15 protein-coding genes are annotated in these 15,488 nt (G+C 59.7%); 5 read left to right on the top strand and 10 right to left on the bottom strand.

Going from position 1 to position 15,488, the window contains the following annotated elements:
• Nucleotides 1-31: 31 nt before the first annotated feature.
• From ACNAZS_RS04810 to ACNAZS_RS04800, 3 genes are read right to left on the bottom strand one after another with little or no spacing between them, the layout of a single operon-like run.
• Nucleotides 32-1,294, bottom strand: a complete 1,263-nt coding sequence (locus ACNAZS_RS04810) for a CaiB/BaiF CoA transferase family protein (protein WP_415786672.1) — start codon at nt 1,292-1,294, stop codon at nt 32-34.
• A gap of 20 nt (nt 1,295-1,314) precedes the next feature.
• Nucleotides 1,315-2,124, bottom strand: a complete 810-nt coding sequence (locus tag ACNAZS_RS04805) for an enoyl-CoA hydratase/isomerase family protein (protein WP_415786670.1) — start codon at nt 2,122-2,124, stop codon at nt 1,315-1,317.
• 53 nt (nt 2,125-2,177) lie between these two features.
• Entirely contained in the window at nt 2,178-3,173 is a 996-nt protein-coding gene (locus tag ACNAZS_RS04800) for a Bug family tripartite tricarboxylate transporter substrate binding protein (RefSeq protein ID WP_415786668.1), read from the bottom strand.
• A gap of 130 nt (nt 3,174-3,303) precedes the next feature.
• On the opposite strand from ACNAZS_RS04800, the gene ACNAZS_RS04795 reads away from it, so the two are divergent.
• Nucleotides 3,304-4,014 carry a GntR family transcriptional regulator gene (locus ACNAZS_RS04795; protein WP_415786666.1) on the top strand — a complete coding sequence of 237 codons (711 nt, stop codon included), beginning with the start codon at nt 3,304-3,306 and terminating at the stop codon, nt 4,012-4,014.
• Between the two features lie 99 nt (nt 4,015-4,113).
• Here the strand turns inward: ACNAZS_RS04795 and ACNAZS_RS04790 are convergent, their stop codons facing one another.
• Nucleotides 4,114-5,424: an MFS transporter gene (locus ACNAZS_RS04790; RefSeq protein ID WP_415786664.1), complete on the bottom strand. Its 1,311-nt coding sequence runs from the start codon at nt 5,422-5,424 to the stop codon at nt 4,114-4,116.
• A gap of 93 nt (nt 5,425-5,517) precedes the next feature.
• Between ACNAZS_RS04790 and ACNAZS_RS04785 the strand changes: the two genes are divergently transcribed.
• Nucleotides 5,518-6,168 carry a TetR/AcrR family transcriptional regulator gene (locus ACNAZS_RS04785; protein ID WP_415786662.1) on the top strand — a complete coding sequence of 217 codons (651 nt, stop codon included), beginning with the start codon at nt 5,518-5,520 and terminating at the stop codon, nt 6,166-6,168.
• Between the two features lie 99 nt (nt 6,169-6,267).
• On the opposite strand, the gene amt is transcribed toward ACNAZS_RS04785, so the two are convergent.
• Together amt and glnK are read right to left on the bottom strand one after the other, a co-directional pair.
• Entirely contained in the window at nt 6,268-7,506 is a 1,239-nt protein-coding gene (amt, locus tag ACNAZS_RS04780; protein WP_415786660.1) for an ammonium transporter, read from the bottom strand.
• A gap of 37 nt (nt 7,507-7,543) precedes the next feature.
• Entirely contained in the window at nt 7,544-7,882 is a 339-nt protein-coding gene (gene glnK / locus ACNAZS_RS04775; protein ID WP_012249555.1) for a P-II family nitrogen regulator, read from the bottom strand.
• Nucleotides 7,883-8,622: 740 nt separating this feature from the next.
• On the opposite strand from glnK, the gene ACNAZS_RS04770 reads away from it, so the two are divergent.
• Nucleotides 8,623-8,880 carry an accessory factor UbiK family protein gene (locus ACNAZS_RS04770; protein WP_415786658.1) on the top strand — a complete coding sequence of 86 codons (258 nt, stop codon included), beginning with the start codon at nt 8,623-8,625 and terminating at the stop codon, nt 8,878-8,880.
• A 41-nt stretch (nt 8,881-8,921) separates the two neighbouring features.
• On the opposite strand, the gene ACNAZS_RS04765 is transcribed toward ACNAZS_RS04770, so the two are convergent.
• From ACNAZS_RS04765 to ACNAZS_RS04750, 4 genes are read right to left on the bottom strand one after another with little or no spacing between them, the layout of a single operon-like run.
• Nucleotides 8,922-9,695: a GntR family transcriptional regulator gene (locus tag ACNAZS_RS04765; protein ID WP_415786656.1), complete on the bottom strand. Its 774-nt coding sequence runs from the start codon at nt 9,693-9,695 to the stop codon at nt 8,922-8,924.
• A gap of 11 nt (nt 9,696-9,706) precedes the next feature.
• Nucleotides 9,707-11,308 carry an AMP-binding protein gene (locus ACNAZS_RS04760; RefSeq protein WP_415786654.1) on the bottom strand — a complete coding sequence of 534 codons (1,602 nt, stop codon included), beginning with the start codon at nt 11,306-11,308 and terminating at the stop codon, nt 9,707-9,709.
• A gap of 14 nt (nt 11,309-11,322) precedes the next feature.
• Nucleotides 11,323-12,366 carry a cyclase family protein gene (locus ACNAZS_RS04755; RefSeq protein WP_415786652.1) on the bottom strand — a complete coding sequence of 348 codons (1,044 nt, stop codon included), beginning with the start codon at nt 12,364-12,366 and terminating at the stop codon, nt 11,323-11,325.
• A 42-nt stretch (nt 12,367-12,408) separates the two neighbouring features.
• Complete coding sequence (locus ACNAZS_RS04750) at nt 12,409-13,125, bottom strand: SDR family oxidoreductase (RefSeq protein WP_415786650.1); 717 nt, start codon at nt 13,123-13,125, stop codon at nt 12,409-12,411.
• A 201-nt stretch (nt 13,126-13,326) separates the two neighbouring features.
• Between ACNAZS_RS04750 and ACNAZS_RS04745 the strand changes: the two genes are divergently transcribed.
• Nucleotides 13,327-14,283: a tripartite tricarboxylate transporter substrate binding protein gene (locus tag ACNAZS_RS04745; RefSeq protein WP_415786648.1), complete on the top strand. Its 957-nt coding sequence runs from the start codon at nt 13,327-13,329 to the stop codon at nt 14,281-14,283.
• Nucleotides 14,284-14,291: 8 nt separating this feature from the next.
• Nucleotides 14,292-15,479, top strand: coding sequence for an acyl-CoA dehydrogenase family protein (locus ACNAZS_RS04740; RefSeq protein WP_415786646.1), 1,188 nt, complete (start codon nt 14,292-14,294; stop codon nt 15,477-15,479).
• Nucleotides 15,480-15,488: the final 9 nt, after the last annotated feature.

Below are 15,488 nucleotides of genomic sequence, written 5' to 3'. Positions count from 1 at the left end.
ATGCCCCGGCCCCTCGTCTGCACCGCATCATTTAGGCAGCGGGGGATTCGCGATTGATTGCGGATACGACGCCCGTATTGATCAAGGTATCGATCTCTTGCGCGCTGTAGCCGAATTCGCCGAGGATAGCGATCGTGTCTTCACCCAGTTGCGGTGCCGGGCGATGGTATTGCGCCGGTGTGGCCGATAGCTTGACGGGCATACCGACGGTGCGCACCGTGCCCGCGACGGGATGCTCCTGTTCCACTACCATGCCGCGTGCCAACGTCTGTGGATGCGACAGTGCCTGCGCGATCGAATGCACAGGACCGGCGGGCACACCGGCCTCATCGAAGACATCCAGCCATTCCTGCGCGCTGCGCGTTTTCAGGATCGTGGACATCAATTCAACGAGCTCATCGCGGTTGTTCATTCGATCGCGATTACGCGCAAAGCGTGGGTCGTCCGCCCATTCGGGCTTGCCCATGGCCGTCGTGATGCGCTGCCAATTCTTTTCATTCGCACCACCGATGATGATCCAGTCGGTACTGGTGGGAAACGCTTGATATGGCGCGCTCAAGACATGAGCCGATCCGGTCGGCCCGGGCGATACGCCGCTACCAAAGTAAATGGCTGCGTGCCAATACAGTTGCTGCAAGCTGGCTTCCAGCAACGAGGTTTCGACAATCTGGCCTTCACCCGTGCGCTGCTTGTGCTGATACGCGGCCAACACGCCGAACGCCGCCAGCAGGCCCGCATTGATATCCGCGACCGAGTTTCCGGTACGCAGCGGCGGGCCGCCAGGTTCTCCGGTAATGGCCATCAGGCCCGAGAAGCCTTGCGCGACCAAATCAAAACCGCCTTTGTCCGCATAAGGGCCCGACAAGCCATATCCGGATACCGCGCAGTAAATCAGGCCAGGGTTCTCTTGGCGCAGGGTCTCGTAGCCCAGACCCAGTTTCTCCATCGTGCCTTTACGGAAATTTTCGGTGACCACATCGGCATCCCGGATCATGCGCAGCAGGACTTTCTTGCCTTCTGGGTGCTTCAAGTCCAGCGCGATGGCGCGCTTGTTCCGGTTCAGCATCAAATAAGGCGCCGAAATACCATTGATCTGTGGGTCGCGATATTGCCGTGAATCGTCGCCGCCGTTGATCTTTTCGACTTTGATCACGTCGGCGCCCATGTCGGCCAACATCATGCCGCAGGTCGGCCCCGCCATGATCTGGGAAAGCTCAATCACGCGCATGCCTGCCAGTGCACCCTTGGCCGCGCCGGCAGGGGGGGTAGGTGTCGCGGATGGATCGTTTTGCATAGGTGCTCCTGAATCAGTACTCAGCGTCCGCTGAACTGTGGTTTTTCTTTGGACAAGAAGGCACGATAACCAGTGCGGAAGTCTTCAGTATCAAAGCAATCGAAGGCCTCGTCGCGATCAGCATCGGTCAATGACTTTCCTGCAACCAGATTTCGAACGAATTTTTTGTGCCAGCGCGCCACCAGTGGCGCACCATCGGCGATGCGGCGCGCGGTTGTCTGGGCCTCGGCGGCGACCTGATCATCGGCGGCGACGCGCGTGACCACGCCTAAGCGCAGCGCCTCGGCCGCGTCAAAAACCGTACCTTCCAGCAGCACCTGCAACGCCACGGTGGGTCCTACCAAGCGTACCAGAGGCGATAACTCTGAATACGACATGACCAGGCCGAGATTCTTGATCGGCACGCCAAAGCGCGAGCTTTCACCGCAAATGCGTATGTCGGCCAAGCTGGCGATTTCCAGCCCGCCGCCGACGCAAATCCCATGAATTTGCGCCACAATCGGGTGACGGCAATTGGCCAGAGACTCAATCGTGCGACGCATGAGCGCCCCGTATGCCACCGCCTGTTGTTTATTGCTGCGCGAGGTTTCGAATTCGCTGATGTCGTTGCCTGGGGAGAAGGATTTCTCGCCCGCCCCACGCAACACGATGCAGCGCACGTCGTCATCTTCGTTCAGTTCCAGAAAAGTGTCGCCCAGCAGTCGCCAGCCATCGATGGTGAAGGCATTGAGCTTTTCCGGGCGATTCAGGATGACGGTTACGATGCCGCCATCGCGTTGCACCTGAACCAGCGACTCGCCAGCCGCGTTGGTGGGAGAGGGCGCATTCATAGGATTCCTTCCGCGTTTAATCGGGGACGACGTGTCCTCGGGTAGGGGGCGGTTCACGGCTTGGTCAAGCCCAGGCTGCTGGTGATCTTTCCGTACTTGGCCCATTCGTCCTGGATATAGCTGGCGAAGGCTGCCGGCGTGGTCGGACCATCACCCACGTTCATACCTTGTTCGGTCAGCTTGTTGCGAGTGTCGGGGTCCGCCAGTGTTTGCGACAAGGCCTTATCGAGCTTCTCCAGAATCGGCTTGGGTAATTGGGCGGGCGCCAAAATGGCATACCATTGCACGATGTCCATCCCTTTGATCCCGGCTTCGGCCAGGGTGGGCACATCGGGCAACCGCTTGCTGCGCTGTGCGCTGGTCACGGCCAGTGGGCGTAGTTTTTCAGCCTGGATCTGGCCAATCGCACCAGGCAGTGTGTCGAAATTCATGTCGACATTGCCGCCCAACAGGTCGGTCATGGCCTGGCCGCTACCCTTGTATGGGACGTGTTCCATTTCCACATCGGTAATCTGCGAGAACCTGGCGGCGCTCAGGTGCTGCGGACTGCCCTGACCGGATGACGCGTACAGCAATTGTTTGGGGTGAGCTCGGGCATCGTCGATAAGATTCTGCACGCTGGTGTAGTTATGTTTGGTGGGATTGATCACCAGCACGTTGGGTACCGAGCCGATGTAGCGGACCGCGGTGAAGTCCCTGATAGGATCGATCGTCGACTGCACGACATAGGGCGCGGCTACCGTAGACTGCATGTTGGCAAGCAGCAGGGTATAGCCATCGGGATCCGCCTTGGCCACATAATCGGACGCGATCAGGCCCGATGCACCGGGTTTGTTTTCCACGACGACCTGCTGACCCAGGATGCCAGAGAGCTTCGCAGACAGAATTCGCGCGGATACGTCCGTACCGCCGCCAGGTACAAAACCGACGACTAACCGGATGGGACGTTCCGGCCATTTCGACGCATCCTGGGCTAGAGTGGGGCCGGTGGCGGAAACCAGCACGGCGGTCACCAGGGCGCTGGCCCAGGCACGAGTAGGGATATGCATAGTGTATGTCTCCTCAGTTAGTGAACCTGTGTTGGCATTGCTTGCTCTATGATGGGTACAGGCTTGGTATACCTTTGGTGTTTGGTATACCAGATACAACGATAGTCGATTTAGAAAATGCGAACAACCTATGGCTAACCTTGACGTTTCGGTTTCTGACCAGTCCTCCCTGGATCTGGCCATTCACCACCCCACCTTGCCGGCTGTCGTGGCAGAGCGGCTGCGCCAGTTGATCATCGACGGCACGTTAAAGCCGGGCACGTGGCTAAACGAGCGCGATCTATGCGATCGCCTCAAAATTTCGCGCACGCCGTTGCGCGAGGCCTACCGGATGTTGGCTTCCGATGGGCTTCTGACCTTACAGCCCAAGCGTGGCGCGATGGTGGTGGAATTGTCGGCCGCCGATATCGAGAATATTTTTGATGTGCTGGCGGTGCTGGAGGGGCTCGCCGCACGCAGCGCGGTCGAGCGCGCCAGCGATGAGGAACTGGCGCATATTGCGCAGTTGCACGCGCAAACCTGGGATCACTACAACAACCGGGATATCCGCGCCTACTATGCGACCAGCATGGGCACGCATATCGCGATCAATCGCGCTGCGCACAACCCCGCGTTGACGCATGCCTACGACCGATTCAATCTGCAAGTACAGGCATTGCGCTATCGCTCAAATTTCGACCTGGACGAATGGACCAAGGCGATGAACGATCACGAAGCGTTTGTCAGCGCCTTGCTGCGCCGCGACGGGGAACAGGCGGAATCGTTGATCCGAGACCACCTGAAAGGCCGCCAATCGTATCAGATGAGAGCGGTACGGGCGACGCCCGCGGTGGCGCCGTGAGCGGGCAATCCGCCCCGTAAACCGTAGTGAGCCGAAGCAGAATTCCCACAACAAGGAAATTCCAGCCCGCCGCACTCGAGGGGCGGACCGTATTTCGTATTAGCTCGTCGCGAGCGTATTTGGCTCCGGCGTATCCGCCGAGGATCCTGTCGAACGTCGGATCATCAACGCCAGGATGGCGGCGATGATGCCGGTGGCGCCCGCAAACACAAATGCCATCAAATAGCTGCCTTGTGTGTCGCGGATATAGCCCGCCATCCAGGCCGCCGTCGCCGCACCCACCTGGTGACCCGCTACGATCCAGCCAAAGACAATGGGCGTATCGCGATCACCGAAAGCCTCGGTTGCCAGTCGCAAGGTCGGCGGTACGGTCGCGATCCAATCCAGGCCAAAGAAGATTGCGAAGATCGACAAGCTATAAAACGAGAAATCGGAGTAGGGCAGGTACATCAATGCGAGCCCTCGCAGCCCGTAGTAGACGAACAGCAGCTTGCGCGGATCGTAGCGGTCGGTCAGCCACCCCGACGCTGTCGTGCCAATCAAATCAAAAATCCCCATCACGGCAAGCAGCCCCGCTGCACGCACCTCGGGAATCCCGTGGTCGCCACACAGCGCGATCAAATGGGTACCGACCAGGCCATTCGTCGTAAAGCCGCAGACAAAGAACGTCGCGAACAAATACCAGAACGCACGTATGCGGATCGCACGATTGAGCGCCCCAAAGGTCGCGGCTAACAAGCCGGTACGTGGCGCGGGTGCTGTCGGGGGGGTATCAGGCGGCGACCCGTACGGTGTCAGGCCCACGCTGGCGGGGCGATCGGGTACCAACCACCAAGCCAGCGGCACCAGTGCCGCAGTCGCCGCCGCGACGGCCCATACCGCGCGACGCCAGTCACCCGATGAAGCGAGGGCGGCCAAGCCGGGCAAAAACAGTAACGTTCCCGTGGCCGTGCTGGCCGTCAGCAAACCCATCATCAATCCACGGCGCGATGAGAACCACCGGTTAACGATCGTCGCGCCCAGCACCACGGCGACTGCGCCAGAGCCTATCCCCGAAAATACTCCCCAAGTCAATAGCAGATGCCAGGGTTCCGTCATGAAGCTGCTGACGCCGGTCGATACGGACATCAATGCCAGCGCGGCGATCAACACCCGGCGCACGCCGAAGCGTTCCATCGCGGCGGCGGCAAACGGGCCGACCAATCCATACAGAAAAATCCCTATCGCGGCCGACAACGACGTCGTGGCGCGACTCCAGCCAAAGTTCTCCTCTAATGGCAGGAGCAGCACACTCGGGGTGGAACGCAGGCCCGCCGACACCAACAGCGAAAGAAAAATCACCGCGACAACGACAAACGCGTAGCGCTGACCATAATGCCGAAAGGGGCGAGGGAGGTGAGATATACTCATGTTACTGACCAGTACGTTACGGAACTTCGTATGCTACGTACCGGTCAGTAACATCGTCAAGTAAAATGTTGAGTCGATGTCAGGAGCACCACTATGGCCCGCAAGACTGCTTTACCCACCGCGATTAAGCCATCGTCCAAGACGACCCCTCCAAAGCTGGCGGCAGAGCGCATTCGTCAGACCGCGCGCCGGATGTTCTATAAGGATGGCATTCGTGCGGTCGGCGTAGACGCGCTAGTGGCTGAGGCGGGGGTCACCAAACCCAGCCTATATCGCACTTTTTCGTCCAAGGACGAACTGGCAGCGTCGTACCTGCGCGATTACGAGTCGGAATTCTGGGCCAAGTTCAACGCCGGTGAAGACACCCATCCTGGCGACCCACGAGCGATACTGTTGATGTATTTCGAGGGGGTGGCGCAACGGTCGGCCGGCGAGGCCGCGTCATCGGACTCAGGCACCCGCTATCGCGGCTGTGGGCTCACCAACGCCGTTGTCGAGTACCCCGATTCTACGCATCCCGCTCATCAGGTTGCCGTTGCCCACAAGGCCGAACTCCGCACACGCATGGTGGTGCTGGCGACGGAGATGGGCGCCACGGACCCGATCATGCTCGCTGACGGATTGATGCTGTTACTCGAAGGGGCGTTTGTATCCTGCCAAGTGTTCGGCCAAGGCGGGCCCGCGCGTTATCTTCCCGCCGTGGCCAACCAACTGATCGACGCCAGCATCGTTACGCCGGCGTAACGCAAAAAAAACCACCGATGCTTTCACATCGGTGGTTTTCCCCTTGGGAAGTTTGCTTGCCGCGCGATCTGACTGCGGCGTCAATCCCCTTTTCTTTGATTAGCTGTGGTACGCGGATTCGCCGTGGCTGGTGACATCCAGGCCTTCGCGTTCCTGGTCTTCCGGCACGCGTACGCCGCACAGCATGTTGGCGATCTTGTAGGCAATCCATGCCACCACGCCCGACCACACGATGGTCAGCAGGACACCTTCCAGTTGAATCCAGACTTGGCCCAGGATTTCGCCCGAGCTTTCCAGACCCGGGCCACCGAGGGCCTGCGCGTTGAACACACCCGTCAGCAGGGCGCCCACGATGCCGCCCACGCCGTGGATACCGAATACGTCCAGCGCATCATCGGCGCGCAGCATGCGCTTCAGACCGTTGACACCCCAGACGCACACGATACCGGCGACGATACCGATGATCAGTGCGCCGCCAGGGCCCACGAGACCGGCCGCCGGCGTAATCCCCACCAGACCTGCGATGGCACCCGACGCTGCGCCCAGCATCGAGGGCTTGCCCTTGATGGCCCATTCCGTGAACAACCATGCCAGCACGGCGCCCGCGGTGGCGATCATCGTATTAAAGAAGGCCAGCGTGGCGCCGTCGCTCGCTGCCAAAGCGGAGCCGGCGTTGAAACCAAACCAGCCTACCCACAGCAGGGCTGCGCCGATGAAGGTCATGGGCAGATTGTGGGGCTGCATGGCTTCGCGGCCGTAGCCCACGCGCTTGCCAACCACATACGCGCCCACCAGGCCGGCTACGCCGGCGTTGATGTGCACCACCGTGCCGCCGGCAAAGTCCAGTGCGCCGCGTGCATTCAACAGGCCCGAGGTCGCATCCGAGGCGTACCACACCATATGTGCGATGGGCACATAGGCAAAGGTAAACCAGATGACGGTGAAGACCAGCACGGCGGAAAAGCGCGCGCGTTCGGCGAAGCTGCCTACGATCAGGGCGCAGGTGATGCCGGCAAACGTCGCCTGGAACGAGGCGAACAGGATTTCGGGCAGCGAACCCGACATCGAATACGAACCATCGGCGGGCGTGAACATGCCAGAGAAGAACGTGCGCGACAGGCCGCCAAAGAAAGCGTTGCCTTCTGTGAAGGCCAGCGAGTAGCCGTACACAAACCACAGCACGACGCCTAACGCGAACGTGCAGAGTACTTGCAACAAGACCGACAGTACGTTCTTGCTGCGCACCAGGCCGCCGTAGAACAACGCCAGTCCAGGAACAGCCATCATCAACACGAGCAGGGTTGAGACGAGCACCCAGGAAATATCCGCTTTATCCATTTTTCAGGCTCCAATACATCTTGCTATGTCGTTGTGCTTACAGTGCGGCTTCGCCGGACTCACCCGTCCGGATACGAATGACCTGTTCCAGCGGGGCGGTAAAAATCTTCCCGTCGCCGATCTTGCCGGTGCGGGCAGCCTGTTCGATGACGTCAATGACCTGATCGACCAAATGGTCGGGGACAGCGGCCTCGACACGGAGTTTGGGGAGGAAGTCGACGGCGTATTCCGCACCTCGATATAGCTCTGTGTGTCCCTTTTGACGACCAAAGCCCTTGACTTCGGTGACGGTCAGGCCCTGAACGCCGATCCCGGACAGCGCGACTCGTACTTCGTCGAGTTTGAACGGCTTGATGATGGCGATGATGAGTTTCATGGCAGTTCCTCTGATGGTTGCATTCACGCATGGGGAAATAAGCAATATGCGTGCCATCTTTGTCTGAGGCCGTGATTGTTGAGTTTTGAGTGGGCGCGCGTCCTAAGTTAGTGCGTGACCTGCCTGTCATTGCACCAAAATGGTGCTGTTATGCCCGCGATTAATCCCTTTTGTGGTGCCTCGCACCGACACAGGGATGCCTGAAACAGAATATGAATTTTCCGGGATGGTTGTATCAAATTGCTGCCCGTGTTTCGACGGTCCTTACGTGTGTCGCAACGCCGGTTTGTTGACGGTTCTTGGGTCGACGACGGTGTTGTGACACTACCCATACGGGTAAACGACGAATTTTCGGCCATTCTTGCATTGAAAAAAATGGCGAGATTCACCGCGTTTTTCGCAGCAATGTATCGAGTGCGCTGAAACGCGGGATTACACCAAGTGGCTTGTTGCGGGGCGCAAGGTCAGCAAGAATGGGGTCGTACCAAATGCAAAGTCTTCTGGTGCAATTCGATTTTCTCCTGTGCTTTGAGGCGGTGCCGTGTACGGCCCGCCCATTTTTTTTCGCACGGCCATCCCAAGAAAAAATCCTTTTTTAACTGACCCAAAGATTGGATATGAGTCCGACCTTTGGATATCCGTTCACGTGGGCGGAGCAAGCCAAAGACGTGGCGCGGTTTTTTTGGGGCAGCCTTTCGGGTCTACACTGTCGCATTGAGAAAAGCGAATGCGAGGACGTCATGAACCGCACCCAATGGATCGAAGATTTCCAGAAAAATCTGTCTGACCTGATCGCCCGCAGCCCGGCGGCCGATCTAGAGCGCAATGTAAAGGCCGTGATGGGGCAGGCTTTTACGAAAATGGATTTGATCACTCGAGAAGAGTTCGACGTGCAGGCCGAACTGCTGGCGCGCGCCCGTGAGCGCGTCGACCAGTTGGCGGCTCAGGTCGAGCAACTCGAGGCGCGCGTCACCGCGCTGGAAAGCAAACAAGCCTGAGCGCGTCAGTCGTTATGGATCGCCCGATGCGTGCAAGCTGCTCACCGCAATAAATCAAACTCCAGCTTGACGAATTTGGTCGGAAATTCCAGCCTCGCGAAATAGATCAGGCGTGCGTCGTCACAGGCGTAACGACGCACCTCGGCCACGCTATCGCCGACGTTCAAGTTGAGAGCGTTGGCAGACTGAATCCCCGCGCCCGCAATCGTGATCTTTTGACGGGCGGCGTGCAGGGCCAGTCCGGGAATGCGGGCGATCACCGACGCGGCGGCCGACTTCAGAAAGGCCGCGCGATGGGCCTTGAAGAGATCGTCCGCTACGTAGACTTCGCTAAAGCAGTAGGGCACACCGTCTTTAACATGCAGGCGGCATAGGTAGCGATACGCCTGGGCATAGTTTCCGTTGAATTGCATACCCAAGTCGGGCAGACCGGCGATGGCATCCTCGCGATCAAAGAGACTTTCCGTGCCGAGCACGTCGCTCAGGGCCACCGTTTCTTCCCAGTTGGACGGGATCTGCAGCTCGGCCACGGTCGGAATTTTGGCCTGGACAAAGGTCCCGATGCCACGCCCGCGGCGGATGTACCCCTCTTGCTCGAGAATGCCGATCGCGTTTCGGATAGTCATCCGCGCGACACGGTACTTGGCCATGAGCTCTTCTAACGAAGGGATTTGCGCGCCCGGCGCCCATACCCCCTGCGCAATATTGCTTCGAAACTCGGCAACCAACTGCAGATAGATCGGTTGCTTGCTGCGAGAGAGCACCTCGGAAGCGTGGGCGTTGGGCGGGGATTTGAGCGTCGGGCGTAGCGACATAGAAGACCCTTCTAGCGGGTAGCGTGAGGGTTTTCCTCAAGCAGCGTTTGCGCAATCCGCTTGAGTTCGTGCTTTTGCACTTTATTGGAGTTCGCGCTTTGGACCATCGGAAACTGCTCGACAAATGCGACCCGCGCGGGAACCTTGAATTTCGCCATGGACGTCTGGCAGGCGTTGATGATACGTTCCTCATCCACGTCGGCTTCTGTCGAGGCGATGACGAACGCCACGGGCACCGTTTTTCCGTTGAGCTCCGCACCGACGACCTGCGCGGCCTGGACGCCATCGAGGCCGCGGATAAAGGCCTCGATTTCCATTGGGTTGACCAGAAAGCCCGCCAGGCGTAGGTGTTCGCCGTCTCTGCCCTGGAAGATAAAAGTGCGTTCGTCCACGGTGAAGCCCAGATCCCCCGTGCAGAAGAATCCATCGGGGTGAATGGCGATTTTCGTGGCGTCGGGATTGTCGAGGTATTCCGACATCAGGCTTGGCGCCTTGATCTCAATTTGTCCGATGGCGCCGTGAGGCAGTACGTGGCCGTTCTCGGGATCGATGGCACGAACGCGGCCGTCGGGCGAGGCCAGGGTACCGCCGGCGGCGCGCCGATATTGCCAGTCCGCGTCCAGCCGGTGACCGGCGACGAGCGCCTGCAGTTCACTGGATCCGTATAGTCCGGCAATCGGGATGCCGGCTTGTTGCGCGCGCTCGGGCAGATCGTCCATCGACGGAGCAAAACTGGCGTAGCCCATGTACTGCAGCGATGGAAAGGGTTGCGCCTCGCCCGCGGTTTCTTTCAATAGCAGATCAATAAGCTCGTTGTTTGCAAACGTGTGCGTGATGGCGTGTTCACGAATCTGTTGCACTGTCGTCTTGGCGTTGAAGACGGCCAACGAAATCAGGGTGGCTCCCGGCACAAGGCCGCTGAGCATCGTGGAGAACCCAAATGCGCCGCATAGGGGGGCGGCAATGAGCACCGCGCTTTGCGCCGTCACGCCGTAGGCGGTGGCCGCCATACCGCCGTGGCGGATCAAGCCTTGTTGACGATGCAAGACGAGCTTGGGTGCGGAAGTGGTGCCCGAGGTGGTGTAAACCAGCGCGCCATCTTCCGCCTGGCCGGGGTCGTTCAGGGAGTGACTGGTGGCGACGCCAGGATAGGGAATCAGGTCGAGCGCCGGCCAGTGGTCGCGTAGGGGGTGGGCTGCGGACTCGTCTCCGATGGTCAGGATGCCTTGCAACTGCCCGACGACAGTGGGATCGACGCGTTGGAGCGTTTCGATAAACGGCAGGCCCTTAAATGCCGGCCAGAAAGCCAGCCATTTGCATCGGCCACGTTTGAGGAGCTGGCCCACCTCTTGTTCTTTGAAACGCGTATTGACGGCGACGACGGTCATCCCCAGTCGAGCACTGGCCAGGAAGGTCACGAGCCATTCGACGCAGTTGGGCATCCATAGCGCGAGGCGATCGCCCCGGCGCGCACCCCGCTGCGCCAGGAGTGCCGCCACCCGATCCACTTCGGCCAACAGGCCGGCATAGTGCAGCTGACGCGCGTTGTCATCGATCGCGATCCGATCCGGTGCCGTCTGGGCATGCTGCGACAGCAGGGCGTAGAAATCCACGTGTTTTTTTCCTCTTAGATCGTCGCGATCGGCGTGACGGGCGAACCCACAGCTCCCGGCAGGCGCAGCGGAGGGGCGGTCAACAGGAATCGATTGCGTCCACTCGCGTGCAAGGCCTGTGCCAGATCCTTCAGATACCAAAGCTCAGCCAGCGGCAGGCCCAATTTAAAGAGGCAGTGATGGTGCAGCGGCAGCAGTGATTTCTTGCCCGGTCTGTCGCGCGCGGGGTAGGCCTCGACCGCATAGTTATCCGCGCAAATCGCGGCGATACCGCTGTCGGTGATCCACTGCAAGAGCTTTTCGTCCGTGCCGTCCAGGACGCTACACGCGTTGTGCAGCACATCCGGGTCCGGCTGTCCGGCCATCTCGGTGATCAGCTCGGCAAAGCCCGTTCGGAGTACGAGCATGTCGCCGCGCTCGACGGTAATGCCGTCAGACTTGAGGATGGCGGCCAGTTCGTTATAGCCGATCAGCTTGCGCTCGCGGCCATAGTGCCGCGTGAAATCGACCAGGACGCCACGGCCCTGCATGCCCTTGACCGCAAAATTTTCAATGCCGAGCTTGAGTGCGCCCATGGCGTGGCCGCCGCTGCCGCAGCAGTCTGCGTGATCGTCAGCGTGCGGCGCGTCGAGGACATCGGTGCCCGCCGCGTAGCCGTTGTAGTACACCTTGCGCGGCGTGCCGTTGTCATCGGCATCAAACTGGGCGCCCACGTGCGCCAGGGAATCCCATTGGGTGGAATACTGCAAGGACATCAAGACCTGATCGTCGCTGAGCACATCGATGGCCGATGCATCCAGGGTTTCCATCGCGAAATTCATATAGGGCACGCCATCGCGCTCCGTGCCGGATAGGCGCGGGGGCTTGCGACGTGGATTCAAGACCATGCCACCCGGCAGATCCAGCGGTAATGACAGGCAAAAGGCCTGTCCATCGCGCACCTCGCGTACGCCCTTGAGAATCTGCTCCGGGCCGAGCAAATTGACGCGACCCAATTGGTCGCTCTCGCCAAAATCACCCCAAGTCGACCCTTCTGGCCGTTTCGTCCAACGCGTCATTTGTTTCGCTCCTTAAATATGGTTAAGCCGTTTGATCTCGTGCTAGGCCGCGCCGATGGAGAGGCCGCCGCATACAAAGTGGGTTTGTCCCGTCACGAAGCCGCAGCGTTCGTCCAGGAAATAGGAGGCCGCGTGGGCGACTTCTTCGGGACGGCCCACGCGACCGACGGGGATGCTGGCCAATAGCGATTGGGTAGGGGCATCATTCGGATCATTGACGTTGGCAAAGAACTCGGTCGCAATGGGACCGGGTGCGATGGCATTGACCGTGACCCCAGATGAGGCCAGTTCCAACGCCCATGTCCGGGTCATGCCGATCAGCCCGGCCTTGGTCATGCTGTAGACCGTGCGACCCACTTTGCCCAACGCGGCACGCGAGGCAATATTGATCACGCGGCCTTGCTGCGCCGCTTTCATGGCGGGCGCCAATTGCTGCGTGCAACGGATGGCCGTCTCGATATTGAGCTGAACCGCGCGATGCAGGTCCTCGAGGCGGACGTCTTCCAGGTGCGCGATCGGCACCAACCCCACGTTATTGACCAAACCATAGAAGGGTTGCGTGCCGACGGTCGCCAGGAATTGATCCAGGGCCGTCGAGTCGGCGAGATCCACCGCATGGAATTCGATATTGGCGGGTAGATCGGCGGGGCGGGTCCGGGCCACGCCCACCACCGAGTAGCCGTCTTCAATCAATCGCTCGCAGATCGCGCGGCCGATTCCTTTGCTGGCGCCCGTCACCAGCACTCGCTTTGTCTTCACTGTAGTCTCCTTTTGGCCGTTGGGCGCTTAACAAGGTTATGGCGCAGAGCGTATTGGGATCGCGCCGCTAAGTATATTAGTACAAACATCTATATATATGATCTTTTAAATATGCAAAATTGGCGACGTCCGATAAGCGGGCAGGCCATGGGCACGGCATAGATCCGGTCCTTTCATGGCGATAAAAACAGGAGACACCCTATGAAACTGAAAGCTCTATGTCGCTGGTTGGCCGTGATATGCGCCCCGGTCTTGGCGAACGTTGCATTGGCCGCCGACTACCCTGAAAATCCGATTTCGCTGGTCGTGGGCTATGGCGCGGGGGGCGGGACCGACGTGTGCAATCGGGCGCTGGCCCTGGATGTGGCCAAGCATATCGGGCAGACGCTCGTTGTCGAAAACAAGCCTGGCGCGGGCTCCTCGCTGTCGGTGAGCTACATCATTCGCCAGCCCGCGGATGGCTATCACATCGCTTCGCTCTCGACAGGCGGATTATTGAACCAAGTGCTGACACCCAGCACCAAATACGACATCACCACCGACCTGACCCCGATTGCGATGGTCGCGCAGTATCAGGTGGGGATGCTAGTGCGTGCGGATTCCCCTTATAAGTCGGTCAAAGACCTGATCGCCGCCTCCAAAGCGAAAGGGGAACTCAACTACAGCACGGCGGGCATCGGCACGCCGCAGCACCTGACGTCCGAGCGGCTGGCGGAACAAACCGGCACGAAATGGACCCACGTGCCCTACAAGAGCGGCCCTGAGGCCATCACGGCGCTGATGCGCGGCGATGTCGATTTCATGGCGCAAACGGCAGAATGGGTACCCTACGTTCGAGATGGCCGACTGCGTCTGTTGGCGGTCTATACCGATGAACGGATGAAGGGCTTTGACGCGCCCACGCTCAAAGAACTCGGGTATGACCTCGTGGCGCCAAGCCTGCTAGGTATCGCTGGCCCGAAAAAGATGGATCCTGCTATCGTTGAAAAGCTGCAAAATGCCTTCCAAGGCGCCACGAAAACGCCCGAGTTCGCCAACTGCGCCGATCAGTTCGGACTCAAGGTCGACTTTCGCGGCGCCCAGGACTTTGGCGCTTATCTCAAGGACACCTTGACCACCTGGCGTCCTTTGCTCGAACAGTACGCAACCAAAGGGTAATCACAACAATGACGCAGGCGTATAGCGATACCTGGCTGGAATGGCCCTTTCTGGATGAGTCGCACCGTGCATTGGCGAAAGCACTGAATGCCTGGTGCATGCAAAGTCTGGGTGACATCGACGAATCATCCGTGGATCAGGCGTGCCGCCAATTGGTGGCTGATCTGGGTGCGGCGGGTTGGCTGCGGTATTGCGTGCCGTCTGGTCCGGACGGCGCCTATGGCGGCGCGTTGCCCGAACTGGACTCCAGGAGCCTGTGTATCGTTCGTGAAACCCTGGCGGGTCATCACGCCTTGGCCGACTTTGCGTTCGCGATGCAAGGGTTGGGCAGTGGGGCGATCAGCCTGGCGGGAACCGACGCGCAAAAGCGGGCCTATCTGCCCGCAGTCGCGCGCGGCGAGAAAATCGCCGCGTTCGCGCTCTCGGAGCCCAATGCCGGCTCGGATGTGGCGGCGCTGAGTTGCGCTGCCCGACTCGACGGTGATGATTACATTCTGGATGGTCACAAGACCTGGATCTCCAACGGGGGCATTGCAGACTTTTATTGTGTGTTTGCACGCACCGAGCCGGAGGCCGGCTCACGAGGCATTTCCGCGTTTATTGTCGACGCCAATACGCCGGGCCTGGTGATCGAGGAGATGATTGACGTCATCTCGCCCCACCCGCTGGCTTTACTGCGCTTTGACCAGTGCCGTGTTCCGCAATCTCAATTGTTGGGGCAGGTAAACCAAGGGTTCAAATTGGCGATGCAGACCCTGGATGTGTTTCGCACGTCCGTCGCCGCTGCCGCAGTGGGCTTTGCCAGAAAGGCGCTGAGCGAGGGGCTCGTACACGCGAAGGGTAGGCAGATTTTCGGCGGCGCCCTGGCCGATCTGCAGCTTACCCAGGCCGCCTTTGGCGATGCCGCGACCGAGATCGACCAGAGCGCGCTGTTGACCTATCGGGCTGCCTGGGTGCGCGACGTACAAAAAAGACCGCCAACGGCCGAGACGGCCATGGCAAAAATGAGCGCCACCGAAAGCGCACAAGGGGTGATCGACCGCATGCAGCAGATGTTTGGCGGCCTGGGCGTGAAACGCAATCATCCGCTCGAACGTTTGTATCGTGATATCCGCGCGCTGCGTATCTATGAGGGGGCGACAGAAGTACAAAAGCTCATTATCAGCAGAGAACTCCTGAAAGAGAAAAAGGGGTAGAGGCCGTTT

It is taken from the genome of Bordetella tumulicola (assembly GCF_965138755.1).
Taxonomy (GTDB): domain Bacteria; phylum Pseudomonadota; class Gammaproteobacteria; order Burkholderiales; family Burkholderiaceae_B; genus Bordetella_A; species Bordetella_A tumulicola.
This window is presented reverse-complemented; position numbering and strand designations above follow the sequence as displayed.